The organism is Halobaculum sp. EA56 (genome assembly GCF_051195075.1).
Lineage (GTDB): Archaea > Halobacteriota > Halobacteria > Halobacteriales > Haloferacaceae > Halobaculum.
The window spans coordinates 187,384-211,947 of record NZ_JBNTJX010000002.1 but is presented as its reverse complement, the minus strand read 5'-3'; the positions used below and the strand labels follow the sequence as shown (position 1 = coordinate 211,947).

The window sequence follows — 24,564 nt, the reverse complement described above, 5'->3', positions numbered from 1 at the left end:
ACGCCGCGCCGGCTGGCGGTCAGGCGACGTCGCGCCGCTCCTTGAACGTGATCGTCACGTCGTCGGACTCCACGGTCGTCACGATGGTGATCCAGCCGTCGTTCTGCTGCACCTGATACGCCTCGGAGTACGACAGCTCCACCCGGCTGGTCTCGGTCGTGGACGCGCCGGCCTCGAGGGTACCGACGTCGCGGGTCCCCTCCCACACCTTGTCGCTCTTGGCCGTGGAGTTGCCCGCGAAGATCCGCGTGTAGACGCTGACGCCGGTCGCCGTCTCGTTGCGGTTGTTGGTCAGCCGGACGGTCACGTCGCGGCAGGTCTGTCCGCACTTCTCGATCGACTCGATCGTGAACGTGTACGGCGGGGGCGAGTTGCCGCCGTCGGAGCCGGCCGACCCGTCCGACCCGCCCGCGTCCCCGCCGGAGCCGCCCGAGCCGCCCGAGCCGTCGTAGACGGTCCCGGTCGACTCCGGCGTCGACGTGACCTGGCTCGATCCGCCTCCCACGTCGCCCAGCGGCCCCACGCCGGCGACGAACGCCGCGACGCCGCCGACGCCGACCACGAGGACGACGCCGACGACGGCCGCGACGGCCTTCGCGTTCATCGCGACTTCCCTCCGCAGGTGCGTTCGAGCATCGACCTGCCGTACCGCCCCGATGGGTAAAAGGAGGTGTGGCCGTTCGGTCGGCTCAACTCGGATTAACCCGAGTTCGACGACGAACGCCGGCGGGCCGCCCGCGCGGGCGGACCTGCGGGGGGGGGCCGGCTACCCGAGGACGACGGGGGCCGCGAGGATCCCCGCCTTCACGAGCAGCGACTGGATCCCGAGCAGCAGCGTCCCCCCGATCGCGACCGGGATGACGATCCGGACCCACCAGAGCCAGACCGCCGAGAAGCCTTCCCCGAACGAGCTCCCGAGGTTCAGCTCCGCGGCCAGTTGGTCGTCGGCGACCCAGCCGACGAACAGCGAGACGAACAGCACCGCCAGCGGCAGCAGGAGGTTGAACACGACGTCGTTGTACCAGCCGAGTATCCCGGTGTCGAGCGCGGTCGGGAGGCCGACGAGCGCGATGACGACGCCGAGCGCCACGGCCGTCGGCGTCCGGTCGTACCCGGTCCGGTCGGCGACGTATGCGGTCGGCACCTCGAGGAGGCTGATCGAACTGGAGAGCGCGGCCAGCAGGAGCACGACGAAGAAGCCGAGGCCGATGGCCTGGCCGGCGGGGATCTGGCTGAACGCGCCGGCGAGGGCGGTGAAGGCCGTGCCCGCCCCGCCGGAGGAGGGGACGGACCCCTCGATGGCGAACAGCACCGGGAAGACGACGAAGCCCGCCAGCAGCGCGACCAGCGTGTTCACGACGACGATCGCCGAGCCGTCGGCCGGGAGGCTGTCGTCGCGCCCGAGGTACGAGGAGTACGCGATCATCACGCCGAACCCGAGCGAGAGGGTGAAGAACGCCTGCCCGACCGCCGAGGGGACGATCCCGGCGAGGTCGCCCGCGATCGCGCCCACGTCCGGCGAGAGGTAGTACGCGTAGCCCTCGCCCGCGCCGTCGAGGGTGCCCACCCAGACGGCCAGCCCGCCGAGGAGGACGAAGATGGCGGGCACCATCAGCTTCGTCGCGCGCTCGATCCCGTCCGTGACGCCGAGCGCGACGATCCCGACCGTCAGCGCCATGAACGCCGCGTGGGCCGCGACCGCGATCGGGCCCGCGGAGACGGCGCCGAAGTACGCGCCCGCGTCGCCGAGGTATCCGCCGGTGACGCTGCCGACGATGTAGCTCAGCACCCACCCCCCGACGACGCTGTAGAACGCCAGCGTCACGAACGACGACACGACGCCCAGGCCGCCCGCGACCGACCACTCGCCGAAGCCGAGCGACCGGAACGCCTCGACGGCGTTGCGCTCGCTGCGCCGCCCGACGACGAACTCCCCGAGCATCGCGGGGAACCCGACCAGGAACACCGCCAGGAGGTAGACGACGAGGAACGCCGCCCCGCCGTTGGATGCGGTCTGGAAGGGGAACGACCAGATGTTTCCGAGCCCCACCGCGCTCCCGACGGCGGCGAGGATGAACCCGACCCGTGACGTCCACGTCTCTCGTTCGCTCATGACTCGTCCGGGCCCGTTTCGCTGTGACGCGGATTATTCCTTCGAACGGCCGCCGAAACGTGTCGTCTGCCGAACAGTCGCGGCGGCGGGACCCCGGGATCCACCCACCCCGTCGCTTCGTTCGGCACGCCGTCGGCGACGGAGGGAAGACCGGATCGAGGCGGGTCACCGCGAGTCGACTGCGGCCAGCAGTCGAACGACGAGGTAGCCGTACACGACCGCCCCCGCCAGGGCGAGCGCGTCGCCGACGGTCGCCAGAGCCGCGATCCCGGCGAGCGTCCCGACCGCGACCGACGTGAGCCCGCCCAGCAGCGCGCCGATCGCCAGCCACGCGACGGCGTCGGTCGCCCCCCGGAACCGACCCGCGCTCGGCGGGAAGAACTGCATCGCGAAGCCGACGATACACAGCCCGAGAAACCCGAGGAGGTTCAGTTCCAGGTGGACGGCCGCTCGTTCGGCGGTGACCGGTCCGAACGCGAACGAGAGGCCGAGGGAGACCCCGGCGACCCCGCTCGCCACGCCGGCGAGGACGCCGACGAGCCCGACCGACCGTCGGTCCGACCGGGCGAACGACAGGCCGTACAGTCCGGCGAACCCGACCACCGCCGTCGCCTCCGCGAGCGCGCCGGCGACGAGCGTCGGACCCCCGCCGAGTCCGTGGGCGAGCAACGCCGGGGCGAGCGCGCCCGCCGGGAGGACGACGCGGACGGGACGGGTCGGCGCAGGGACGCCGAGGAACCGGGGAGCGAGACGGACCCCGAGCGCGAACACGAGCAGCACCGCGCCCCCGGCGGCGAGGAGGTGACTGACGCGCGGGACGTATCCGTCCGTGATCCCGGGCAGGACGGTGGCCCGCGCGAGGAGCTCGTAGGACCCGACCAGCACGTAGCCGAGGGCCACAGGCACGAAGGGGTTCGCGTACCGGTCGACCCGCTCGAACTCCTCCCTGCCCGCGCCGGTCCCCGTCTCGCGTCCCGTCAGGTTGTCACGGACCGTCCACAGGAGCGTCCCGAGGAACACGACGACCCCCAGAAACCACGCGAGGGTCCCCGCGCGTTCGACGGCGGCTGGAAGCTCACGGATCGACGCCACCGCCAGAAGCGCCGTGCCGCCTCCCGTCAAGCCGAGGTGAACGCCGGGCGGCCAACTCGCCCGCAGTACCCGCTCGAAGTAGGACGGGATCAGCAGATAGCCCATCCCGAACACCATGTGGAAGACGAACCCGAACAGGGCCAGCACGACCTCCGTTCGACGCGGAGCGCCGAGGAGCGCCACGGCTCGCCACAGGACGAGGAACCCCGCGCTGAGGACGACGAACCGACGCGACCAGCGACTGCTCCCGGCTGTCACCATACGCTGTTGCCGTGGACCATGCTCGGTCGGAACTGACGGTTCGACCGAACTGTCGTGACGCTACGTGCGGTTGTTCGGGTATCGGAAGCCCGAGCTTACTCGACGTACACCCGGGTCACGTGGCCGCCGCAGCCGCACTGCTCGACGTACTCCCACTCCGGGTCGTAGCCCTCCACTCGTTCGTCGAGGGCATCGTAGAGGTACTCGGAGGGGTGGCCGTGGTCGCCGTGGGTGACGAGGTTGACGTGGTTCCCCGGCTCGGTGTGTTCGATCGCGTCGACGGCCTGGGAGACGACGAGGTCGCGGTCGGAGGCGTGTCGCGGCTGTTCGAGGTTCGCCGACCACGAGGTGTCGTGCGTCCGGTCGGTGACGGGGTCGGCCTCCGTGTGGTCGTGGTCGTCGTGGTCGTGAGCGGAGCTCATTCTCGTCCGGACGTACCAGTCGGACGGGGAAAGGCGCGTGGCCGAACGTGTTCGCGCGACGGGCGCACCGGTCTCCGTCCGGGTCCCCGCGACTGCGGTACCCGACCGGACGCAAGCGCACCGTCGCTGCGCTCCTCGCGGCGCCGGCGACAGAACTGGGCTCGGGCGGAGTTGAACCACCGATCTCTTCCTTGTAAGGGAAGCGTCATGACCACTAGACCACGAGCCCGCACCCGGAGTGATCGGATGCGCGTGAATAACCCTTGCTCTTCCCCGATACGCTTTCCCCCGCCGCGACCGTGAGCTGTGACGTGCGAGACCGTGTCCCGCTCGCGGCCGTCCTCCTCGCGGCGCTCGTCCTCCTCGCCGGCTGTGTCGGCACCGTGACCGACGCGGCGAACGACGGCGAGTACGACCGGACGACCGTCACCGCCTACGACGAGGACGGGACCGAGCTCGCGACCGTCGAGGTGCGCGTCGCCGACACCTACAGCAAGCGCTACACAGGGCTCTCCGACACCGAGTCGCTCGGCGAGGACGAGGGGATGCTGTTCGTCCACGACGAGGAGGACCGGTACGCGTACGTGATGCGCGACATGGCGTTCCCCATCGACATCGTGTTCGTCGCCGCTAACGGCACGATCACGCGGATCCACCACGCCGAACTCCCGCCCGAGGGGACGGGCGAGTCCGACCTCACGCGCTACCGCGGGGTCGGCAAGTACGTGCTGGAGGTGCCCTACGGGTGGACGGACGAACACGACGTGTGCGAGGGCGACCGGATCGAGATCGCCGGCGACTACTGACGCCGCGAGGACGACTGGCGGGCCGGTGACGACGGCGGACCGCCGTCGACTCTGTCGGTCGGCGGCGACGGCCGACCGAACCCCGAGGACACCACCGTATTTCGAATCGAAGCGAACCGTTTAGGGGGTTGGTGTCGCTGAGAGTATGTGATGAGCCATCCCTCCGACGAGGACGATCCCTTCGAGGACATCCGTGAGAAGACGGATAACCCGATGAAGCGGTTGTTCCTCGAGTACGGGGCCCCCAACGCCCGCTTCTTCGGGCTGGGATTCCTCGGCAGCGTCGCGGCGCGGGTCCTCGACCTGCTCCCCCCGCTGCTCCTGGGCCTCGCGATCGACGCCATCTTCCGGCAGGACGCGCCGTTCGAACTGCCGCTGGTCCCCGCCAGCGTGATCCCGGCCGGGCCCCGCGACCAGCTCGTGTTCAGCCTCGCGCTGATCGCGTTCGCCTTCTTCGGCGGGTCGGTGTTCCACTGGGTCCGCAACTACGGCTGGAACTCCTTCGCCCAGAACATCCAGCACGACATCCGGACGGACACCTACGACAAGATGCAGCGGCTGAACATGGACTTCTTCGCCGAGAAGCAGACCGGCGAGATGATGTCCGTCCTCTCGAACGACGTGAATCGCCTGGAGCGGTTCCTCAACGACGGCATGAACTCGGCGTTCCGGCTGGCGGTGATGGTGATCGGCATCGCGTCGATCATGTTCTGGCTGAACCCCCGGCTGGCGCTCGTCTCGCTGCTGCCGGTGCCGATCATCGCCGTCACCACCTGGAAGTTCATCGACGTGATCCAGCCGAAGTACGCCGACGTTCGCAAGACCGTCGGGCACCTCAACTCCCGGCTGGAGAACAACCTCGGCGGCATCAAGGTGATCAAGACGTTCAACACCGAGGGCTTCGAGTCCGAACGCGTCGAGGACGTCTCCGGGGAGTACTACGACGCCAACTGGGACGCCATCAACACCCGGATCAAGTTCTTCCCCGCGCTGCGGGTGATCGCGGGCATCGGCTTCGTGATCACGTTCGGCGTCGGCGGCTTCTGGGTGCTCGGCGACGCGCCGTTCTGGCTGACCGGCGGCACCGAGCTCCGGGTCGGGACGTTCACGACGTTCATCCTCTACACCCAGCGGTTCATCTGGCCGATGGCGCAGTTCGGCTCCATCATCAACATGTACCAGCGCGCCCGCGCGTCGAGCGCCCGGCTGTTCGGGCTGATGGACACGCCCTCGCGCATCGTCGAGGACCCGGCCGCCGAGGAACTCGTCGTCGAGGACGGCGAGGTCGTCTACGACGGCGTGACGTTCGGCTACGACGACGAGGAGGTCATCGTCGACGACGTCTCCTTCGAGGTCGACGGCGGCGACACGCTCGCGCTCGTCGGACCCACCGGCGCCGGCAAGTCGACCGTCCTGAAGCTCCTCCTGCGAATGTACGACGTGGACGAGGGGAGCATCGAGATCGACGGCCAGGACATCCGCGACGTCACGATCCCGAGCCTCCGGCGGTCGCTGGGGTACGTGAGCCAGGACACCTTCATGTTCTACGGGACGGTCCGCGACAACATCGCCTACGGCACCTTCGGCGCCGACGAGGAGGAGATAGTCGAGGCGGCGAAGGCGGCGGAGGCCCACGAGTTCATCACGAACCTCCCCGACGGCTACGACACCGAGATCGGCGAGCGCGGCGTGAAGCTCTCGGGCGGGCAGCGCCAGCGGCTCTCCATCGCCCGGGCGGTGCTGAAGGACCCCGAGATCCTCGTGCTCGACGAGGCGACCTCCGACGTCGACACGGAGACGGAGATGCTCATCCAGCGCTCCATCGACAAGTTGACCGAGGACCGCACCACCTTCGCCATCGCCCACCGGCTCTCGACGATCAAGGACGCCGACACGATCGTCGTGCTGGAGGACGGAGAGATCGCAGAGCGCGGCACCCACGAGGAGCTCCTGGAGGAGGACGGCCTCTACGCGCACCTGTGGGGGGTGCAGGCCGGCGAGATCGACGAGCTCCCCCAGGAGTTCATCGACCGCGCGGCGCGGCGCGCCTCCCGGACCGAGGCGGAGGCGGGCGACGACTGAGGCGACGGAGGAACGCCGGAGGGTCCCCGTGCCGCTCCGCTCACGAACGGAGCGGGGCGACCGTAGGGGCCCTCTGTGGGACGCGAACGGACGAACCTTCTTTACCGATACCGCACCAGCGACCCCGATGCGCTGACGTTCGCGGCGCGTCGGGACACGGGGTGCGAGGCCGACGGAAGGAGGCCCCGATGCGAACGGCGACAGCCGTGAGCGTGCGTGGCCCGACGACGCGCCGACGGTCACCCGCACCGCGCACCCGCTGCCCCGAGCACGGCCACCTGTTCGGCACCGTTCGAGCCGCCGCGCTCGCGTCATCCGCGCCTTCTAAGTCGCCCACCGCCGTCACCTCGGACGATGAGTTCCTTCCGTACGCTCGACGACCTGCCGCCGGAGCAGCGCGTCCTCGCCCGCCTCGACCTCAACTCCCCCGTCGAGGACGGCGTCGTACAGGACAACCGCCGCTTCTCCCGGCACGCCGAGACCGTCGCCGACCTCGCCGGGGCGGGCCACCGCGTCGCGCTCATGGCACACCAGGGGCGCCCCGGCAGGGACACCTTCGTCTCGCTGGAGCAGCACGCCGACATCCTGGCCGAGCACGCCGGCGTCGACGTGGACTTCGTGGCCGACACCTTCGGCGAGGAGGCGCTGGCGGCGGTCCGCGACCTCGACGCGGGCGAGGTGCTCCTGCTCGAGAACACCCGGATGACCGACGACGAGCTGCCGGAGAAGGAGCCCGAGGAACACGCGAGCAGCGAGTTCGTGGAGACGCTGGCCCCGGAGTTCGACGCGTACGTGAACGACGCGTACTCGGCGGCCCATCGCAAGCACGCCTCGTTGGTCGGCTTCCCCCTGAAGCTCCCGAGCTACGCCGGTCGCGTGATGGCGACGGAGTACGAGGCCAACACCGCCATCGCCGAGCGGGAGTTCGACGCCGACGTGACGATGGTCGTCGGCGGGACGAAGGCCACCGACGTGATCGGCGTCATGGAGGCGCTCGACGACAAGGTCGACCGGTTCCTGCTCGGCGGCGTCGCCGGCGAGCTGTTCCTCCGGGCGGCGGGGTACCCCGTCGGCGAGGACGTCGAGACGGACCTCTTCGACGAGCAGTGGGCCGCCAACGAGGAGACCATCCGCTCGGTGCTGGACGAGCGGCGCGAGCAGGTGACGCTCGCCTCGGATCTGGCGTACGAGGACGGGAACGGCGACCGCGCGGAGGTCGCCGTCGACGAGATCGCGGAGAAGGAACACGCGTTCCTCGACATCGGCTCGGAGACGGTCGCGGCGTACGAACCGGCGATCCGCGACTCGGAGGCCGTCTTCGTCAAGGGCGCGCTGGGCGTCTTCGAGGACGAGCGCTTCAGCCACGGAACCGTCGGCGTCCTCGAAGCGATCGCCGGGACCGACTGCTTCTCGGTCGTCGGCGGCGGCGACACCTCCCGCGCCATCGAGATGTACGGGCTGAGCGAGGACGACTTCTCGCACGTCTCGATCGCCGGAGGCGCCTACATCCGCGCGCTCACGGGCGAGCCCCTGCCCGCCGTGGAACTGCTGATCCGGAGCGCCGAGGCGGACGCCGACACGTAACCCGACCGCCGGCGGCGTCCCGGTCGGGCGCGCCGACGGGGTGGATTGATTAGCCGCCGCCGCGACCCGGCGGACATGCTCGTCGGCGTCGTCTCCGACACCCACGACAACGCACGGTACGTCGATCGCGCGGTCGAGGCGTTCGCGGACGCGGGCGTCGACGTCGCGATCCACTGCGGCGACGTGGTCGCGCCGTTCTCGGCGACGCCGTTCGACCCCGACGCGGCCGACGCGGACTGGGCCTTCCACGCCGTCCGCGGCAACAACGACGGCGAGTGGGCGCTGGCGGACGCGGTCGGGGCGTTCGGCACCTACCACGGCGAGTTCGCCGAGGTGACACTCGACGGCACGGCGTTCGCGGTCTACCACGGCACCAGCGAGCCGATCGTCGAGGCGCTGATCGACTGCGGGAGCTACGACTACGTCTGCCGGGGCCACACCCACGAGCGGGTCCACGAGGAGCGCGACGGGACGGTCCACCTCAACCCCGGCGGGGTCCCGATCCCGGGGCGGGAGGAGGAGCCCGCCGCGGTGCTCGTCGAGACGGGGACGGGGGAGGTGACGTTCCGGGACCTGGGGTAGGCAGGGCGCGCCCGCGAGCGCGCCGCCGCCCCTCCGAGGCACCCCTTCGGTCGGCCTCGCTCCGTTCCCCGAGACGCTCACCTCACTCCGTTCAGTTCGCGTCTCGCCCCGTTCGTGGGCGGAGCGGCACGGGGGCCGCTCCGCCGTCACTCCGAGGCGTTCGCTCCCTTCGGTCGCTCACGCCTCGCCTCAATCGTCGCTGTTGCTCTTCGGAACGACCCGCTGGCGCTGCCCGTCGAACAGCGACTCCAGCCCGACGCCCAGCGTCTCGTCGGTCGTCGCCATGCTGGTCTCGCGGTCCTCCCAGTCCAGCAGGGCGCGGACGGCGTCGATGTTCTCCGGGATCACGTCGGACTCCTGGTGGATCGACTGGAACAGGTAGAGGTCCCGGCCCTCCATCGAGACGGAGTTCTCCCAGATGCAGTTCTCCCAGAGGTCGCCGCGCGGGCGGCCGGTGTCCATCGCGAACTCCTTGAGCTTGCCCGTCCCGTCGATGCCGGTCTCCTCGGGCACGAGGAACAGCCGAGACTCGTCCGAGAGCAGTTCCCGGACCTCCGCGGCGGAGGGGTCCGCCTCCAGCGTCACGTTCACCGAGTGGAGGTGCATCAGCGTCGCGGGCACCTTCACGCCGAGGGTGTCGATGTCCACGTCGGGGAAGATGGTGTTCACGTCCGGGCCGTGGTGGGAGGGGATCTCCACCGGGTCCGGGAGGATGTCGTTGATCGGACCACGGGAGGTCTGGCCGGGATCGCCGCCGCGGCGCACGAGCGTGACGCGGACCTTCTCGACGCCGTATTCCTCCCGCAGGGGCGCCAGCAGCCGAGAGAGCCCGGTCGTGTTGCAGGAGACGACCCGGGCGGTCTCCACGTCGGCGGCGGCCGCGTTCCCGTAGTTCGAGCGGGCGTTGAAGCTCACGTCCGCGACGTCGGCGTCCTCGCCGCCCTGGAAGATGGCGGGCGTGTCGTATCGCTCGTACAGCCCGCGGTTGTCCGCGCCGATCCCCGACGGCGTCGTGTCGACCACGACGTCGGCGGTCATCACCATGTCCTCGACCTCCCCCGCCAGATCGATGCCCGCCTCGTGGAAGCGGTCGGCACGCTCGGGGATCGCGGCGTACAGCGGGTATCCCTTCCGGACAGCCGCCTCCGCCTCGTAGTTCGGGCGCGTCTTCGCGACGCCCGTCAGTTGCATGTCGGGCTGTGCGGCCACCGCGTCGGCGACGCGCTTGCCGATGGTGCCGTAGCCGTTGACGCCCACCTGGATCATTGGCGGGAAATCCTTCGCGCCCGGGGTTAATCGTTACGGGATCGCTAACCGGAAAACAACTACAGACCGAGTAAGCGCGCCGAATTCGGCCGATCCGTCGATCCCCGTCGTCCGGGTGACGCCGACGACCGATCGGTCACGGACCGCCGCTCCGACAGGTCCAAGCGGCGGCGGGGCGCAGGCGAACGCATGGACGACGACCTCCGTTCGGCCGCGGAAACGGCGATCCACCAGTGTCTCGACCTCGGGAGCGACGAGTCGCTCGCGGTCGTGACCGACGACGAGCGCGAGGCCATCGGCGAGGCGCTGTACGCCGTCGCCGCCGAGGTGACCGACGACGCGAGCGTGATCCGCTACCCGCCGGCGGGCCAGCACGGCGAGGAGCCGCCGGCGCCCGTCGCCGCCGCGATGCGGGAGGCCGACGCCTTCCTCGCGCCGACGACCAAGAGCCTGAGCCACACCCGGGCCCGCGGGGCCGCCTGCGACGCGGGCGCCCGCGGCGCGACGCTCCCCGGCATCACGCGGGAGGTGTTCCTCGCGGGCCTCGACGCCGACTACGAGGCCATCGCCCGCCACTGCGCCGAGGTACGCGAGCAGGTCGACGACGCCGAGGAGATTCGGGTGACCACCGAGGCCGGCACTGACATCACCTTCGAGCCGGGCGACCGCGAGTTCCTGTCCGACACCGGCGACGTGAGCGAGCCGGGGTCGTTCTCGAACCTCCCCGCGGGCGAGGTGTTCGTCAGCCCCGAGACCGCCGACGGAACGTACGTCGTCGACGGGACGATGATGCCGTACGGGCTGCTGGAGGGGCGGGAACTCCGCTTCGAGGTCGAGGACGGCTTCGTCACGGACATCTCCGACGACGAGGTGCGCGAGCAGGTCGAGGCGGCCGCCGAGCAGGTCGGCGAGGACGCCTACAACCTCGCGGAACTCGGGATCGGGACGAACGTGGGCGTCACCGACCTGGTCGGCTCGGTCCTGCTCGACGAGAAGGCCGCCGGCACCGTCCACATCGCCATCGGCGACGACGCGGGCATCGGCGGCGACACGGACGCGCCCCTCCACCTCGACGGGATCGTGACCGAGCCGACCGTCTACGCGGACGGCGCGGAAGTGAAACTTCCGCGGTGAGCGAGCGGCGAAGCCGTAAGCGGAGGAGGTCGTCGACCCCCCGGAAACCGGGCGGTGAAACCGCGAGACTGCCCGGAAGTGAGATCCCCGAGCCGTCGTCGGGGACCGATCAGTGCCCGCCCGTACCGGCGCGCCAGCGCCGCTCTAGCCCCCACACGAACGCGAGCTTCAGCGCCATCGACGCCGCGCCCGCGACGGCCGCGCGGACCGGCCGACGACGGTAGGCGGCGTAGAGGGCGTAGGCGGTCGCCGAGCCGGAGACGGCGTTCAGACGCTCCCAGCTCCCGGGGGACACCTCCCCGCGGAGCCACGCGCGCTCGGCGTCGACGGCGCGGGTTATCCACGCGGGGTCGACCGCCGGGCCGCGCTCGACGCGCGGGAAGGCGACCGGATTGATCGCGGTCCACGCCAGCGCCAGCGCGAGCACCCGGCGGCTCCGCGTGTACGCCGCGAGCAACAGCAGGGGCGTCGCGAGCAGGCGCGACCACCCGCTCTTGGGGTTCGCGTGTCGCTCCCAGAAGATGTCGAGGTCGGCGAACCGATGTTTGAAGTCCATACCGGACCCGACGGCGAGAGAGCGTATAAGCGGCACCCGGCGAGCGACGGAACGGAGCGACCCGACCGGCCCGACCGGCCCGACCGGTCGGCCCCGTTCGGCGCCTCAGTCGACGTGACGGACGGCGTCGAACAGCCCCTGAAGCGTGGAGACGGTCCGATCGTCGTGCGCCCGCGGGTCGAGGTAGAACTGCGCGCGAGCGCCTGTCCGGTGGACGCCGGTCACGAGCGTGTGCAGGAAGCGGTACGCCTCCCGCAGGTCGACGTACTGGAGCAGCGCGGTCACGGAGTCGAACGCGACGAAGAGGCCGCCGTGGGTGCGCGCCTCGTCGAGCGCGTCCTGCCACTTCATGCACAGGCCGGTGAGGTCGTGCGGGTGGGCGGCCTCGGCGGCGAACGACCCCCCGTCGGCGGCGACCCGCGGGCCAGGTACCTCGCCCGTCCCCGAGGCGTCGACCACCATGTGACACGGCGGGGAGCCGACCTCCGCGCGCCAGCGCTCGTGGAGCGTCACCGGGTCGGCGTCGTAGGTGAACTCCACCACCGTCGGGTGCTCGACGTACCCCGTCACGGCCTGCCGCTTCAGCGTCGTCCGCCGTCCGGGACCCGGCGGCGTCAACGCCAGTTCAGCCTTCGCCGTCCGTGGTCGCGGTTCGCCGGCGTCCTGCCCCTCGACGCCGGCGCCCTCGCCCGTCGCGTGTCCCGCCCTCCCGCGCCCGCTCATGTTGTCTACCGCCGCCGACGCGGGTGGTGTACGTAATCGGTTCCCCCGGATTCTCACCGACGATATCCGGCCGATCGCGACGACGGCCTCAGTGGGCCGCGCCGCCGAGGAACAGGGTCCGGACGACGACGAACACGCCGACGAGGAAGTAGACGCCGATGAGCATCCGCATCACGGTCGACTCGGAGAGGCGGTTGTTGAGGTAGGCGCCGGCCTGTCCCCCGAACAGGCAGCCGGTCGCGACGAAGATACCGACGCCGAAGGGGACGGTGAACCCCTCGCCGGTGATCGACGGGACGAACCGCAGGAGCGCGAGGTTGGTGATCAACGCCGCGACGATGGTGACGTGGAGCACGAGCGCGCTCGTCCCCGTCGAGAGCTTCAGCGGGACGCGCCGGCGGAGCGTGAGCATCGCCTGAGTGAGCTCCCCGATGGCGATACCCACCAGCCCCGCGAGCGTTCCCCCGAGGACGGTGACGAGGACGTCCGGCAGTTCGAGGTGGAAGTCGGCCGGGTCGCCGCCGTCGCCGACGACGGCGTCGCCGCTGCCCCGCTGGCTCGGGGAATCGGCCGCGCCGCCCATGTGGTCGCTCGGCGGCGTCTCGGCGGCGTCGTGCGTGTCCGAGAGGACGCGCGTCCGCGGCTCGTAGTCGGCGTCGAGGACGGCGAGCACGGACAGCTCCGGCTTCTCCGCGACCGCATCGACGAGCGACGGGCCGTGCTCGTGCGCCTCGTACAGGACGACCGCGAGCGTCACGAGCAGGCCGCCGAACCCGAGCATGAGCGCGTTCGAGGGGACGAAGTACGAGCCGACGCGGGCGACGGCGGCGACCGGCACCGTGATCGCGAGCAGCCGCGCGGCGACGTTGAAATCGATCTGGTGGCGGTACCAGTACGCGGCGACGCTGGAGGAGTAGCCGAACAGCTCGACGAACAGCGCCAGCCCGACGGCCGCGTTGACCGCGAGGTGCGGGAACCCGGGAACCAGCGCCGGGAACACGAACAGGAACGCGGGAACGAACAGCACGGCGGCCTCCATCGCGAAGGTGTTCACCGTCGTGGCGATGGCGAACCCGAGCACCACGAGCACGGCGAGCCCGACGGCCGGGACGCCCGTTCCGAACACTACCTGACACCTCTGCTCGCGGGGATCGGCTTGCGGGTCGCTACTGCGGTCGTATCCGACGAAAAGCGACGGGTCACTGTGAGTATGGGCCCTGGCGGTCGACCGGTAAAAAGTCCTGTCGACGAGCGGCGGTTTGGGTATCGGTCACGCGTGACAGTTACGGGGAGCACAGCGAGCGGCCCGTCGAGCACGGGATTGATACGCGCCGACCGCGAGGGATCGGCCGATGACCGGGGAGATACGCGCGCTCGACGACCGCACCGTCCGCGAGATCGCCGCGGGCGAGGTGGTGGAGCGGCCCGCCTCCGTCGTGAAGGAGCTCGTCGAGAACGCGCTGGACGCCGACGCCGACAGGGTCGCCGTCGCCGTCGAACGCGGCGGCATCGACGGGATCCGCGTACGCGACGACGGCGCGGGCATCCCCCCCGAGGAGCTCCCGATGGCGGTGGCGAAACACGCGACGAGCAAGCTCGACGGGATGGAGGACCTCGACGCCGGCGTCGCCACCCTCGGCTTCCGCGGGGAGGCGCTCCACTCCGTCGGCGCGGTCGCGGAGCTGACCGTCCGCTCGCGCACCCCGGACGCGGACACCGGCGCCGAACTCGTCGTCGACCACGGCGACGAGGGCGAGGTCGAGCCGGCGGGCTGTCCCGTCGGGACGACCGTCGAGGTGCGCGACCTCTTCGGGCGCACGCCCGCGCGACGGAAGTTCCTCAAGACGCCGGCGACGGAGTTCGACCGGGTGAACGCCGTCGTCTCGGCGTACGCGCTCGCGAACCCGGACGTGGCGGTCTCGCTGGAGCACGACGGCCGCGAGGTGTTCGCCTCGCCGGGCGACGGGAACCGACGCCCGGCCGTCCTCGCGGTGTACGGCCGCGAGGTCGCCGAGTCGATGGTCGACGTGGATTACGAGTCCGACTCGGGCGAGGTCCGCGTCTCGGGGCTCGTCTCGCACCCGGAGACCACCCGCGCGGGCCGGGAGTACCTCACGACCTACGTGAACGACCGCTGGGTGCGGGACGGCGACCTCCGCGGGGCGGTCGTCGACGCCTACGGCGGCCAGCTGGCGACCGATCGCTACCCGTTCGCCGTCCTCTTCGTCGACGTGCCGAGCGAGGCGGTCGACGTGAACGTCCACCCGCGGAAGACGGAGGTCCGCTTCGACGACGACGCCGGCGTGGTCGGGACGGTCCGGGAGGGCGTCCGGGAGGCCCTGCTGGAGCACGGGCTGGTGCGCTCGTCGGCCCCGCGCGGCCGCTCGGCGCCCGAGGAGGTCGACGCCGACCCGGAGGTGGTCGGCGGCGCCGGCACCGACCACGAGCGCGCGGCCGCCGAGCGACGCGCGGGCGAGCGCGGCGACGCGGGAACGGACGGGGACGACGCGGGGGGCGGCGACGACGCGACCGCCTCGGTGCTGGACGCGTGGGGGGGATCCGACGCCGCCGACCCCGCCGACCCGGCGGACGCGCCCGTCGACGGCGTGTCGCCCACCGAATCGGCCGACGGCTCCCCGGACGCGGCCGACGGCTCCCCGGACGCGGACGACGTGACGGTCGGGGAGGGCACGGCCGACGCCGACCGCGAGGGCGGCGACGACGACGCGGCCCCCGGGACGGCCGAGGACGCCTGGCGCGTCGAGGTCGGCGGCGGGTCCGCGAGCGACCGGCCGACGGACCACCCGCCGCGCGGCCCCACCGACGCGACCGCGGGCGACGCGCCGACGCCCCGCTCGTGGCAGGACGAGGGCGGGGGCGCCGCCGGCGGCGACGCGGACGGCGACCGAGGCGGGGCCGACGCGGACGCGACCGACGCGGTGACCGACGCCGAGGCCGGCGGGGCCCCGGGCGGGGACGGGGACCGCGCCTGGGGCGCGCCCTCGCAGGCGACGCTCGCCGGCGGCACCACCGACGAGCGGACCGAGCGCGACCGCCTCCCGGCGATGCGCGTGCTCGGCCAGTACGACGACACCTACGTCGTCTGCGAGACGGACGCCGGCCTCGTGCTCGTCGACCAGCACGCCGCCGACGAGCGCGTCAACTACGAGCGCCTGCGGGCGGCCGTCGACGACGGCGCGCCGACGCAGACGCTCGCGGCGCCGGTCGAACTCGAACTCACGGCGCGGGAGTCGGAGCTGTTCGAGACCTTTCGGGACGCCCTCCGGGAGGTCGGCTTCCGGGCGGAGCGCGCGAACGAGCGCGGCGACGGGAGATCGACCCCCGACGACGACACGAGCGCCCGCACCGTCGCGGTGACGGCGGTGCCGGCGGTGTTCGACGCGACGCTGGACCCGGATCTCCTGCGGGACGTGCTCGCGGCGTTCGCCGACGAGGTGACCGCGGGCGACCGCCCGGTCGCGGAGGTCGCGGACGCGCTGCTGGCGGACCTGGCGTGTTACCCGTCCGTGACGGGCAACACCTCGCTCACCGAGGGGAGCGTGACCGACCTGCTCGACGCGCTCGACGCCTGCGAGAACCCGTACGCCTGCCCGCACGGCCGCCCCGTCCTGGTCGAGTTCGGCCGCGAGGAGATCGAGGACCGCTTCGAGCGCGACTACCCCGGCCACGGCGGCCGGCGCGCGGAGTGACGCGACGGCTCCCTCGGAGAGAGTGCAGCCGCGACGGACGCCCCGACTCACTTGTCAGGTGGTACCACCCGCCAAATTCGTTCGTTTCGACACTTCTGTCCGGTCGACTATCCGTCGGATTTTAGCGGCGTCGGCCCCTTACAGCCGTTCGAGCCGTCGACGGGGGTCGACGGCCCCGTCGGCGGCGCACGCGAGGTGACACGCCATGCGAGGGCTGATCGTCACCACCGACGGCTTCGAGGACAGCGAGTTCAGCTACCCGTTCTACCGCCTCCGCGAGGAGGGGTTCGACGTGTCCGTCGCGACCCCCGACGGCGAGCCCGTCGAGGGCGAATACGGCTACGAGTTCGACGCCGACGTCGACCTCTCCGTACGCGACCCCGACACGCTCGCGGAGGAGTTCGACCTGCTCGTCGTGCCCGGCGGCCGCGCGCCCGAGCGGCTCCGGACGGAGGCGCCGGAGGCCGCCGACGTGGTCGCCGCCTTCGACGAGCGCGAGAAGCCGATCGCGGCGATCTGTCACGGCGCGCAGCTGCTGATCAGCGCCGGCGTGATCGAGGGCCGCGAGGTGACGGGCTACTGGAGCCTCGAGGTCGACATCGAGAACGCGGGCGCGACGTTCATCGACGAGCCCGTCGTCGCCGACGGCAACCTCGTCACCGCCCGCGTGCCCGACGACCTGCCGGCGTTCACCCGCGCGCTGTTCGAGACCGTCGAGGGCTCGCCGGAGGCCGCCGAGCGCGCGACGGCCTGAGGCGACGCGCCGGTCCGGCCCGGCCCGGCCCGGTTCGGCCTGACGGCTCCCGGCGCGTCGCGTCGACCCATCCCGTCCCGGTCGCGGGCGCTCGGCCCGTGACCGCCCCGGACGGAAGCGAGTTCGGACCGTTTTTTGTGCGCCGCCGTCGAGCGGTGCGGTATGACCGACCTCGTCACGTTCGGGGAGACGATGCTGCGGCTCTCCCCCCCGGAGGGCACCCGGCTGGAGACCACCCAGGAGTTCGACGTGCGCGTCGGCGGCGCCGAGAGCAACGTCGCCGTCGCGGGCGCGTCGCTGGGCCTGGACTCTGTGTGGCTCTCGAAGCTCCCGCGGTCGCCGCTGGGGCGACGGGTCACCCACGAACTGCGCGCCCACGGCGTCCGCACGGGCGTCGCCTGGGACGACGCCGACGACGCCCGCCTGGGGACGTACTACCTCGAACCCGGCGGCGAGCCCCGGGGCACGAACGTCGTCTACGACCGCGCCGGCTCGGCGGTGACGACGGCGACGCCCCCGGAGCTCCCGCTCACCGTCCTCGGGGACGCGACGGCGTTCCACACCACCGGCATCACGCCCGCGCTCTCGGCGACGGCCGCCGAGACGACCGCCGCGGTGCTGGAGCGGGCGGCCGAGGCCGGTGTGCGGACGAGCTTCGACGTGAACTACCGGAGCAAGCTCTGGAGCCACGAGGAGGCCCGCGCGACGCTGACGGAGCTGTTCGAGCACGTCGACACGCTGTTCGTCGCCCGCCGCGACGCCGAGGCGGTGCTCGACCGCGAGGGCGAACCCGTCGAGGTGGCCCACGGGCTGGCGACCGACTTCGGCTTCGACACCGTCGTGATCACCCGGGGCGACCGCGGCGCGCTCGCGCTCCACGGCGACGAGGTGTTCGAGCAGCCGGTGTACGAGGCCGACACGCTCGACGCCATCGGCACCGGCGACGCGTTCGTCGGCGGGTACCTCTCGCGGCGGTGCCTCGGCGGCGGCGTGGCCGGGGCGCTGGAGTGGGGCGCCGCGGCGGCGTCGCTCAAGCGGACCATCGCCGGCGACCTCGCGGTCGTCACGCGCGAGGAGGTCGAGCGCGTGATCCAGGAGGGCGAGGGCGGCATCTCGCGGTAGCCGGAGCCTAGACGCATCCCGTCCCGGGATCGGACTGGCGAGCCGCCCACGCGGTCGGCCTACGCCCGGCGGCGCCCCGACTCCTCGGCGTGGTTCAGCGCGGTCGCGTACGCCTCCCGGACCTCGGTGAACCGCTCCCTGCTGCCGCCCTGGTCCGGGTGGACCTGCTTCACCTTCTCCCGGTACGCCTCCTCCACGCTCCCCTCGTCCGCGGTCGCGGGGAGGCCGAGCGTGTCGAAGGCGCTCGCGACGGGGGTCGCCGTCCGGTCGGGGCCGAGGTGGACCTCCGGCACCTCGAACGGGAGCCGTCGGCCGAGGTGGGAGCCGGGCATCTCGTGTTCACAGAGGATGACGAACTCCTCGCGCTCGTCGTCGTTGCCGATGCGGAAGTAGGCGTGCACGTCGAAGGTGATGGCGACCGCCCGCTCGGGGAGGTAGAAGGCGACGGTCGTGCCGTCGAGGTCGGCGTCCTCGACGAACCGCTCGTCGATCCGCCGGAGGTAGTCGCGGATCTCCGCCTTCCGGCGCAGCGACCCCCGGTCCGGGCCGCCCGTCCGGGTCGGCGGGTCCGGGAACAGCCTGCTGGCCGCGAGGAAGACGGCGGCGACGCCGGCGGAGGCGGCCAGGCCGACGGCGACGCCCCACACCAGCCACCCCGGCAGCGCCGCGATCCACTCACCGAACACACCCGCGGTTGGCGTCGCTCGGTCTTGAACCCCTCGCCGACCCGGGCGGCGAACCGCTGAAGGCGCCCGCGTCCCTCCGGTCCTCCGTGGCGATCATCCGCTTCGAGGAGGCCGACACCGACGACCTGACGGCGGTCGGGGAGGGGATCACCCGCCCCGCCCGGGAGGCCGGCCGCCTCCGCACGGGGAGCGACGTGGGCAAGTACGCGGTGTACCACGGCGACGGCTGCGCGGTCTGCGGCGACCGCGTCCGCGCCGGCGACGCGTTCTACCTCGACAGCGGGGCCGGCGAGGTGCTGTGCGCCGAGCACGGACGGGAACGCAGGGGTGACTGAGCGGTGGGACGCCACACTTCGGCGGATTCGGGGCCGGGAGGCGTAGTCTGCCGAGGATCGAGCGTGTCGCGTGCGGCGCGGTCGGTTCGACGGCTCAGCAAATTCGAGGTGGAGCCCCCACCTCACGGAACGAACGAAATGAGCGAGTGGGTCGGGGAGGAACCCGACATGGTACGATACAACCGGTGTACTGCGACCAACCGACTCCCGAACGATCAAGTACCGTCGGATCCCCTCTGAAGTATAGACGTGCGTCGAACCGCCGTCGTGAAACTCGCCGTTTCCGACGAGCAACGCGATGCACTCCACCGAACCGCCGAGCAATACCTGTACTGCGCGAACCGAACCACCGACTACTGTTGGTCCGACACCTCGTACACCGACTGCAAGACCAACAAACGGCAGGTACGGGACGCGCTCTACTCCGACCTTCGAGAGGAAACGGACCTACAGGCACAACTCGTTCAAGCCGCGATTCGTCGCGCAGTCGAAGCCGTCAAAGGAGTCATCGAACGGTGGAAGAAGGGACAGCGCGTCTCGTGTCCCACCTTCACCGCCGAGACGATGGACTACGACGCCCGAAGCGCCACCTTCTACCGCAACAAGGTGTCGCTGGCAACTGTCGAGGGACGAGTCGAACCCTCGTTCGTTCTTCCGGCAGACAGCCCGACTCCTTACGAGCGGTACGTACTCTCCGAGGACTACGAGTTCCGCGAGAGTACGCTTCGGTACGACGGGGGCACCGACGAGTTCTATCTCAACATTTCGACTCGGCGGACTAGCGGTGACGACGCACAGGTTCCGACAGATACCGGGCACCCCGATCAAACGGTCCTCGGTATCGACCTCGGCGTCAACAGCCTCGCCGTCTCCTCGACCGGACGCTTCTGGCAGGGAGACGACTACGATCATTGGTGCCGCGAGTTCGAGAAGCGACGTGGCGAGATGCAACAGCGCGGCACGCAGAGCGCACACAACGCCCTGCTTCGCCTCGGGAAACGAGAGGAAGCATGGCGCAAACAGTATATCCACACGGTCGCCAACGAACTCGTCTCAGAAGCCGTCGAACACGACTGCGATGTAATCGCGTTCGAGGACTTGACCAACATCCGCGATCGGCTTCCGCACGCGAAGTGGCACCACGTCTGGGCGTACCACCGCCTGTTCGAGTACGTTTCGTACAAGGCCCCGGAACAGGGTGTCTCTGTGGCGCAAGTCGAGCCGACCCACACGTCCCAGCGCTGTTCTCGGACGGATTGCGGGTTCACGCACGAGGACAACCGCCACGGGGAACAGTTCTGTTGCCAGAAGTGCGGCTACGAGGTGAACGCGGACTACAACGGCGTGAAGAACATCGGGCTACGGTACGCCCGGAAGCGGACACACAGACTCCGTTCCTCGCCCACGTCGGGGAGCGGAGACGCAGAAATAGACCTGCGTATAACTGGTGGGACGCTGAACGGCGAGAGTCACCGGCCTATTGCTGGCGACTGATCGTCGGGAGTCCACATCAAAGCCCCACCCGCAAGGACCGAGGCGCGGAGTGCCGAGGGGGTAAGGTGGGGTAGTTTATATCATCCCGTTGTCCTTCAGGCCCTGGATGACGTCGTCGACGAGCGAGTCGACGTCCTCGTAGGGGAAGTCCTGGTCGGAGCCGAGCTTCGCGGCCAGCTCCATCGCGGTGAAGGAGACGTCGCCGGACTCGAACTTCGTGCCGGGACCCTGCGGGAGCGCGGGGACGAGGTCCATCTGGCTGGACACCGGGAAGTCGGCCCCGGAGAACGCCTCTTCGAACTGCTCGCGGAGGTCGGCTTCCACGTCGTCTGACATACGCCCAAGGCGGGGCGAGCGCCGCAAAAGCGTTCCGGAACCACGAGGAACACCGGGAGAGTTTCCACAGCCGGCGGTCGGGGCCGGTACCCCCGGTGTTATTCGGCGGGCGGCCGCACCCGGAGGTATGTCGTTCGACTTCGACTTCGACCTGCTGTGCGAGCTGACCGAGACGAGCGGCGTGCCCGGCTACGAGGACCGCGTGCGCGACCGCGTTCGCGCCGTCCTCGACGGCGCCGTCGACGAGGTGCGCACCGACGCGATGGGGAACGTCGTCGGGACGATCGAGGGCGACGGCGACTACGAGGTCGCGGTCGCCGCCCACATGGACGAGATCGGGTTCATGGTGAAACACGTCACCGACGACGGCTTCCTGAAGGTGGACGCGCTCGGCGGCTGGGACGCGCGGGTGCTTCGCGCCCAGCGCGTCACCGTCCACACCGGTCAGGGCGACCTGACGGGCGTCATCGGCTCGGTGCCGCCCCACACCCTCTCGGAGGAGGAGAAGGGGAAGGAGGACGCCGTCGAGGACGTCGTTATCGACCTCGGGATGGACGGCGAGGCCGTCGAGGACGTCGTCGCCGTCGGCGACCTGGTGACGATGCAGCAGACGACCGTCGAGATGGGCGACACCGTCACCGGCAAGGCGCTCGACGACCGAGTGTGCCTGTTCGCGATGCTGGAGGCCGCCCGGGAGCTGGAGGACCCCGACGCGACGGTCCACTTCTGTGCGACCGTCCAGGAGGAGGTCGGCCTCAGGGGCGCGGAGGCGCTCGGGGTCGACGTGAACCCGGATCTGGCGATCGCGCTGGACGTGACCATCGCCTCCGACACGCCCGGCGTCGAGGCGGACAAGCAGGTGACCCGCCTCGGCGACGGCGCGGCGGTGAAGTTGAAGGACGGCTCGGTCATCACGAACCCGAAGGTGACGCGCCGCCTGCGCGACGTGGCCGAGGCCGAGGGGATCGAGCACCAGCTGGAGGTGCTCCCGTCGGGCGGCACGGACACGGCCGCCTTCCAGACGTCGAACGGCGCCAAGCCCGTCGGGGCGATCTCGATCCCGACGCGCTACCTCCACACGGTGACTGAGACGGCCCACGGCGACGACATCAGGGCGGCGATCGACCTGCTCGCGGCGTTTCTCGCCAGCGAGGACGGCGGCCACGACTACTCGCTGTAGTCCGAGCGCCGACGGGGCGATCCGGGCCCCGGAACCGGCGGCTCGACGGGTCGGCTCGTGTCTCGCGCGGAGAACGGGTCGGGGGCCGCTCCGTCGCGTGCCTCTGACACCCCCCTCGGTGCTCCCCACGCGAGCCTTCTCGGTCACGGTGTTGAATGTGTTGATTCAAATTCATTTGTTACCGAATAGTTGCATCGTACCGTCGGCGTTCGGACGGCACGGGGGAATCGCTCGACGCGGGGGCCCGGAACGAGCCGACGGCCCCGGGGCTCGGCGGAGGTCACAGGCGGATCGATCGGGGCGGTCGGGGCGGACGAACGAACGACTCCGGACCGGGAGGCGTTACTCCTCGGGCGGCTCGTAGTCGCCGCCGTACTTCGTGAAGAAGAACGTCAGGCCGAGCGTCGCGACCATCGCGATGAAGGAGGCGACGCCGAGGCTCTTGGCGGAGTCGGGCACCTCCGGCGGGCCGGCCGGCTGGGGCGTCGGGGTGGGGAGCTGCTCGACGACCTCCAGCGTCCCGACCATCCCGACCGACCGGTGGGGGTCGCAGTAGTACTCGTAGGTGCCGGTCGTCTCGAAGGTGTGCTCGTGGACGAACCCCTCGTCCTCGATCGGCTCGTGGCCCGACCAGGACGACCCCGAGGGGGCGCTGTCGACGACGATGTTGTGGCCGTCGGAGACCCACTCGAACGTGACCGTCGTGCCGGGCGTGACGTAGAACGTCTGGTCGGTGCCGGGAACGTACTTGAGCCCCTGCGACCCCGCGCCGACCTCGACGGTTCCCTGACCGTCCGCCGTCGCCTGCGCGGCGGCGGTCCCCGAGCCCGCGGCGACCGCGCCCGCGGCGGCGGTGGCGCCCGCCGCCCCCCGGAGGAAGCTCCGGCGGCTGAGCGTGTCGTCTTCCATGCTCGCGGCTTGGCGTCTCCCGAACCTATATCCGTCGATCGAATCCGTGTCGGGGGACCGGGGCGGGGCGGACCCGGTTCGGTCGCGGCGGTGGTGCGGTCGCGATGCGGATTCGGTCGCGGTGCGGAAGTCAGTAGCAATTGTACCGCAAGCGAGGGCGAAGCCCGAGCGAGCGGCCCTTTCGGCATTACCAGAATCGCTTCGCGATTCTGGTTAGTAGTCGGATTCCGACGGAATCCGACGACATGAACGGGTTTTCGCCGAGCGGTTCCCGCAGCGCGCCGCTTTGCGGCGCGCGAGGAAACCCGAGGCGAAAAGAGGTTCTTTAGAGCCAGCCGTAGTCGTCCACGACGGCCTCGTAGCACTCGACCCACTCGTCCAGCACCTCGTCGTGGTCGAAGCCGGCGAACCCCTCGTTCGTCTCCCACTCGGGCATGGAGCCGCAGGCGACGATCTCGTCGGCCAGCTCCTGCGGGCTGGTCACCAGCCGCCCGCGGTCGAGCCCCTCGACGAGTTCGTGCGCCGACGACCCGGCCTGGTACTCCACGATCCCGACGCAGCCGCACGCGAGCGCCCACAGCAGTTCGGTCGCGAAGGGTTCGTACGTCGCCGTCTGGGCGAACGCGTGCGACCCCTTCAGCACCGGAACCAACTCCTCCTCCGGGAGGTCGCCGAGGAACTCGACCCGGTCGTCGATCCGGAGGTCGGCGGCCGTCCGCTCGGCGTCGTCGCGGGCGGGGCCGTCGCCGACGACCGCCGCCGCCCAGTCGCGGTCGCGAAGCTCCGCCAGCGCGAGGAGGAACTCCCCGACGTTGGCGGCATCGTCCAGCGTCCGGGCCCAGACGACGTCGAAGCGGTCGTCCGTGTCCGCCGACCGGACGAGGTCGAAGTCGACGCTCTCGGGGATCACACGCGTGTTCACGCCGTCGGCGCCGTGCTCGCGCACCGCGGTCCTGACGGTCTCGGAGGGCGCGAGCACGCGGTCGGCGCGCGTCGCCGCCTTCCGGTACTGGCGGTCGGTCCCGCGGTCGGGGTCGCGCTCCCACCAGTCGACGACGACCGGCGTCCGCAGCACGGTCGCGGCGGTCTTGGCGGTCGTCGCGTGTCCCGGCGGGACGGAGACGGCGTGGACCACGTCCGGGTCGACCGACCGCAGGCGGAAGGGGAGCTTCGAGCGGAACGACCCCCGGGACGGCCCCTCGGTGACGGCGTGGTACTCGATGCCGTCGTGCTCGAACTGCCCGATGTGGCCGCCCCACCACTTCGCGCACAGCCAGTGGACCTCGTGGCCGCGGTCGACGAGCCCGCGGGCGACGCGTCGCGTCCGGCGGGTGGCGGGCGCGTCCCGCGTTTCCACCGTGTCCATCGAGACCACCGCGACACGCATCGTGTGACGGGCTACCCGTGGGGGAACAAA

General features: G+C 71.0%; 23 protein-coding genes and 1 tRNA gene. 11 read left to right on the top strand and 13 right to left on the bottom strand.

Annotated features, from left to right (window positions below):
• Window positions 1–19: 19 nt before the first annotated feature.
• From ACQUQ1_RS04210 to ACQUQ1_RS04190, 5 genes are all read right to left on the bottom strand, one after another.
• Window positions 20–604, bottom strand: coding sequence for a hypothetical protein (locus tag ACQUQ1_RS04210; protein WP_435063014.1), 585 nt, complete (start codon window positions 602–604; stop codon window positions 20–22).
• 162 nt (window positions 605–766) lie between these two features.
• Window positions 767–2,113, bottom strand: a complete 1,347-nt coding sequence (locus ACQUQ1_RS04205; RefSeq protein ID WP_435063013.1) for a sodium-dependent transporter — start codon at window positions 2,111–2,113, stop codon at window positions 767–769.
• Between the two features lie 165 nt (window positions 2,114–2,278).
• Window positions 2,279–3,466, bottom strand: coding sequence for a hypothetical protein (locus ACQUQ1_RS04200; protein ID WP_435063012.1), 1,188 nt, complete (start codon window positions 3,464–3,466; stop codon window positions 2,279–2,281).
• 95 nt (window positions 3,467–3,561) lie between these two features.
• Window positions 3,562–3,888 (bottom strand): CGCGG family putative rSAM-modified RiPP protein, encoded by a 327-nt coding sequence (locus tag ACQUQ1_RS04195; RefSeq protein ID WP_435063011.1) that lies wholly within the window; start codon window positions 3,886–3,888, stop codon window positions 3,562–3,564.
• 156 nt (window positions 3,889–4,044) lie between these two features.
• A tRNA-Val gene (locus tag ACQUQ1_RS04190) sits at window positions 4,045–4,117 on the bottom strand.
• Window positions 4,118–4,199: 82 nt separating this feature from the next.
• Here ACQUQ1_RS04190 and ACQUQ1_RS04185 point away from each other — a divergent pair.
• The 4 genes from ACQUQ1_RS04185 to ACQUQ1_RS04170 all read left to right on the top strand — a co-directional run bounded on the left by ACQUQ1_RS04185 (window position 4,200) and on the right by ACQUQ1_RS04170 (window position 8,942).
• A complete protein-coding gene (locus ACQUQ1_RS04185; protein WP_435063010.1) occupies window positions 4,200–4,694 on the top strand; it encodes a DUF192 domain-containing protein in 495 nt (164 codons plus the stop codon).
• A 150-nt stretch (window positions 4,695–4,844) separates the two neighbouring features.
• Complete coding sequence (locus ACQUQ1_RS04180) at window positions 4,845–6,776, top strand: ABC transporter ATP-binding protein (protein ID WP_435063009.1); 1,932 nt, start codon at window positions 4,845–4,847, stop codon at window positions 6,774–6,776.
• 354 nt (window positions 6,777–7,130) lie between these two features.
• Window positions 7,131–8,360, top strand: coding sequence for a phosphoglycerate kinase (locus ACQUQ1_RS04175; protein WP_435063008.1), 1,230 nt, complete (start codon window positions 7,131–7,133; stop codon window positions 8,358–8,360).
• A gap of 75 nt (window positions 8,361–8,435) precedes the next feature.
• Window positions 8,436–8,942 carry a metallophosphoesterase gene (locus ACQUQ1_RS04170; RefSeq protein WP_435063007.1) on the top strand — a complete coding sequence of 169 codons (507 nt, stop codon included), beginning with the start codon at window positions 8,436–8,438 and terminating at the stop codon, window positions 8,940–8,942.
• Between the two features lie 189 nt (window positions 8,943–9,131).
• On the opposite strand, the gene ACQUQ1_RS04165 is transcribed toward ACQUQ1_RS04170, so the two are convergent.
• A complete protein-coding gene (locus ACQUQ1_RS04165; RefSeq protein ID WP_435063006.1) occupies window positions 9,132–10,208 on the bottom strand; it encodes a type II glyceraldehyde-3-phosphate dehydrogenase in 1,077 nt (358 codons plus the stop codon).
• Window positions 10,209–10,397: 189 nt separating this feature from the next.
• Between ACQUQ1_RS04165 and ACQUQ1_RS04160 the strand changes: the two genes are divergently transcribed.
• Window positions 10,398–11,342, top strand: coding sequence for an aminopeptidase (locus ACQUQ1_RS04160; protein ID WP_435063005.1), 945 nt, complete (start codon window positions 10,398–10,400; stop codon window positions 11,340–11,342).
• Between the two features lie 109 nt (window positions 11,343–11,451).
• Here the strand turns inward: ACQUQ1_RS04160 and ACQUQ1_RS04155 are convergent, their stop codons facing one another.
• The 3 genes from ACQUQ1_RS04155 to ACQUQ1_RS04145 all read right to left on the bottom strand — a co-directional run bounded on the left by ACQUQ1_RS04155 (window position 11,452) and on the right by ACQUQ1_RS04145 (window position 13,747).
• Window positions 11,452–11,898, bottom strand: coding sequence for a DUF6653 family protein (locus ACQUQ1_RS04155; RefSeq protein ID WP_435063004.1), 447 nt, complete (start codon window positions 11,896–11,898; stop codon window positions 11,452–11,454).
• Window positions 11,899–12,003: 105 nt separating this feature from the next.
• Window positions 12,004–12,621: a DUF7504 family protein gene (locus tag ACQUQ1_RS04150; protein ID WP_435063003.1), complete on the bottom strand. Its 618-nt coding sequence runs from the start codon at window positions 12,619–12,621 to the stop codon at window positions 12,004–12,006.
• Between the two features lie 88 nt (window positions 12,622–12,709).
• On the bottom strand, window positions 12,710–13,747 hold the full coding sequence (locus ACQUQ1_RS04145) for a sulfite exporter TauE/SafE family protein (RefSeq protein WP_435063002.1): 1,038 nt from the start codon (window positions 13,745–13,747) through the stop codon (window positions 12,710–12,712).
• A 226-nt stretch (window positions 13,748–13,973) separates the two neighbouring features.
• On the opposite strand from ACQUQ1_RS04145, the gene mutL reads away from it, so the two are divergent.
• The 3 genes from mutL (at window position 13,974) to kdgK1 (ending at window position 18,207) form a co-directional block, all read left to right on the top strand.
• On the top strand, window positions 13,974–16,331 hold the full coding sequence (gene mutL, locus ACQUQ1_RS04140; RefSeq protein ID WP_435063001.1) for a DNA mismatch repair endonuclease MutL: 2,358 nt from the start codon (window positions 13,974–13,976) through the stop codon (window positions 16,329–16,331).
• Between the two features lie 205 nt (window positions 16,332–16,536).
• Window positions 16,537–17,085, top strand: a complete 549-nt coding sequence (locus ACQUQ1_RS04135) for a type 1 glutamine amidotransferase domain-containing protein (RefSeq protein WP_435063000.1) — start codon at window positions 16,537–16,539, stop codon at window positions 17,083–17,085.
• Window positions 17,086–17,247: 162 nt separating this feature from the next.
• Entirely contained in the window at window positions 17,248–18,207 is a 960-nt protein-coding gene (gene kdgK1 / locus ACQUQ1_RS04130; RefSeq protein ID WP_435062999.1) for a bifunctional 2-dehydro-3-deoxygluconokinase/2-dehydro-3-deoxygalactonokinase, read from the top strand.
• 59 nt (window positions 18,208–18,266) lie between these two features.
• On the opposite strand, the gene ACQUQ1_RS04125 is transcribed toward kdgK1, so the two are convergent.
• On the bottom strand, window positions 18,267–18,893 hold the full coding sequence (locus ACQUQ1_RS04125) for a J domain-containing protein (RefSeq protein WP_435062998.1): 627 nt from the start codon (window positions 18,891–18,893) through the stop codon (window positions 18,267–18,269).
• A gap of 86 nt (window positions 18,894–18,979) precedes the next feature.
• Here ACQUQ1_RS04125 and ACQUQ1_RS04120 point away from each other — a divergent pair, with 86 nt between their 5' ends.
• Both ACQUQ1_RS04120 and ACQUQ1_RS04115 read left to right on the top strand, forming a co-directional pair.
• The gene (locus ACQUQ1_RS04120; protein WP_435062997.1) at window positions 18,980–19,228 is read left to right on the top strand and encodes a hypothetical protein; all 249 of its coding nucleotides are present in this window, start codon (window positions 18,980–18,982) and stop codon (window positions 19,226–19,228) included.
• Between the two features lie 243 nt (window positions 19,229–19,471).
• The gene (locus ACQUQ1_RS04115) at window positions 19,472–20,722 is read left to right on the top strand and encodes an RNA-guided endonuclease InsQ/TnpB family protein (RefSeq protein WP_435063297.1); all 1,251 of its coding nucleotides are present in this window, start codon (window positions 19,472–19,474) and stop codon (window positions 20,720–20,722) included.
• 75 nt (window positions 20,723–20,797) lie between these two features.
• Here the strand turns inward: ACQUQ1_RS04115 and ACQUQ1_RS04110 are convergent, their stop codons facing one another.
• On the bottom strand, window positions 20,798–21,058 hold the full coding sequence (locus ACQUQ1_RS04110; protein WP_435062996.1) for an MTH865 family protein: 261 nt from the start codon (window positions 21,056–21,058) through the stop codon (window positions 20,798–20,800).
• Window positions 21,059–21,185: 127 nt separating this feature from the next.
• Between ACQUQ1_RS04110 and ACQUQ1_RS04105 the strand changes: the two genes are divergently transcribed.
• Window positions 21,186–22,238: a M42 family metallopeptidase gene (locus ACQUQ1_RS04105; protein WP_435062995.1), complete on the top strand. Its 1,053-nt coding sequence runs from the start codon at window positions 21,186–21,188 to the stop codon at window positions 22,236–22,238.
• A gap of 342 nt (window positions 22,239–22,580) precedes the next feature.
• Here ACQUQ1_RS04105 and ACQUQ1_RS04100 read toward each other — a convergent pair whose 3' ends face one another.
• Together ACQUQ1_RS04100 and ACQUQ1_RS04095 are read right to left on the bottom strand one after the other, a co-directional pair.
• A complete protein-coding gene (locus ACQUQ1_RS04100) occupies window positions 22,581–23,147 on the bottom strand; it encodes a plastocyanin/azurin family copper-binding protein (RefSeq protein WP_435062994.1) in 567 nt (188 codons plus the stop codon).
• A 325-nt stretch (window positions 23,148–23,472) separates the two neighbouring features.
• Complete coding sequence (locus tag ACQUQ1_RS04095; RefSeq protein WP_435062993.1) at window positions 23,473–24,534, bottom strand: glycosyltransferase; 1,062 nt, start codon at window positions 24,532–24,534, stop codon at window positions 23,473–23,475.
• Between the last annotated feature and the right edge of the window lie 30 nt (window positions 24,535–24,564).

What these genes read in the sequence shown, in the direction of transcription:
- ACQUQ1_RS04210 (WP_435063014.1), bottom strand. Translation starts at nt 604, where the DNA reads ATGAACGCGAAGGCCGTCGCGGCCGTCGTCGGCGTCGTCCTCGTGGTC.
- ACQUQ1_RS04205 (WP_435063013.1), bottom strand. Translation starts at nt 2,113, where the DNA reads ATGAGCGAACGAGAGACGTGGACGTCACGGGTCGGGTTCATCCTCGCC.
- ACQUQ1_RS04200 (WP_435063012.1), bottom strand. Translation starts at nt 3,466, where the DNA reads ATGGTGACAGCCGGGAGCAGTCGCTGGTCGCGTCGGTTCGTCGTCCTC.
- ACQUQ1_RS04195 (WP_435063011.1), bottom strand. Translation starts at nt 3,888, where the DNA reads ATGAGCTCCGCTCACGACCACGACGACCACGACCACACGGAGGCCGAC.
- ACQUQ1_RS04180 (WP_435063009.1), top strand. Translation starts at nt 4,845, where the DNA reads ATGAGCCATCCCTCCGACGAGGACGATCCCTTCGAGGACATCCGTGAG.
- ACQUQ1_RS04175 (WP_435063008.1), top strand. Translation starts at nt 7,131, where the DNA reads ATGAGTTCCTTCCGTACGCTCGACGACCTGCCGCCGGAGCAGCGCGTC.
- ACQUQ1_RS04170 (WP_435063007.1), top strand. Translation starts at nt 8,436, where the DNA reads ATGCTCGTCGGCGTCGTCTCCGACACCCACGACAACGCACGGTACGTC.
- ACQUQ1_RS04165 (WP_435063006.1), bottom strand. Translation starts at nt 10,208, where the DNA reads ATGATCCAGGTGGGCGTCAACGGCTACGGCACCATCGGCAAGCGCGTC.
- ACQUQ1_RS04160 (WP_435063005.1), top strand. Translation starts at nt 10,398, where the DNA reads ATGGACGACGACCTCCGTTCGGCCGCGGAAACGGCGATCCACCAGTGT.
- ACQUQ1_RS04155 (WP_435063004.1), bottom strand. Translation starts at nt 11,898, where the DNA reads ATGGACTTCAAACATCGGTTCGCCGACCTCGACATCTTCTGGGAGCGA.
- ACQUQ1_RS04150 (WP_435063003.1), bottom strand. Translation starts at nt 12,621, where the DNA reads ATGAGCGGGCGCGGGAGGGCGGGACACGCGACGGGCGAGGGCGCCGGC.
- mutL (WP_435063001.1), top strand. Translation starts at nt 13,974, where the DNA reads ATGACCGGGGAGATACGCGCGCTCGACGACCGCACCGTCCGCGAGATC.
- ACQUQ1_RS04135 (WP_435063000.1), top strand. Translation starts at nt 16,537, where the DNA reads ATGCGAGGGCTGATCGTCACCACCGACGGCTTCGAGGACAGCGAGTTC.
- kdgK1 (WP_435062999.1), top strand. Translation starts at nt 17,248, where the DNA reads ATGACCGACCTCGTCACGTTCGGGGAGACGATGCTGCGGCTCTCCCCC.
- ACQUQ1_RS04110 (WP_435062996.1), bottom strand. Translation starts at nt 21,058, where the DNA reads ATGTCAGACGACGTGGAAGCCGACCTCCGCGAGCAGTTCGAAGAGGCG.
- ACQUQ1_RS04105 (WP_435062995.1), top strand. Translation starts at nt 21,186, where the DNA reads ATGTCGTTCGACTTCGACTTCGACCTGCTGTGCGAGCTGACCGAGACG.
- ACQUQ1_RS04100 (WP_435062994.1), bottom strand. Translation starts at nt 23,147, where the DNA reads ATGGAAGACGACACGCTCAGCCGCCGGAGCTTCCTCCGGGGGGCGGCG.
- ACQUQ1_RS04095 (WP_435062993.1), bottom strand. Translation starts at nt 24,534, where the DNA reads ATGCGTGTCGCGGTGGTCTCGATGGACACGGTGGAAACGCGGGACGCG.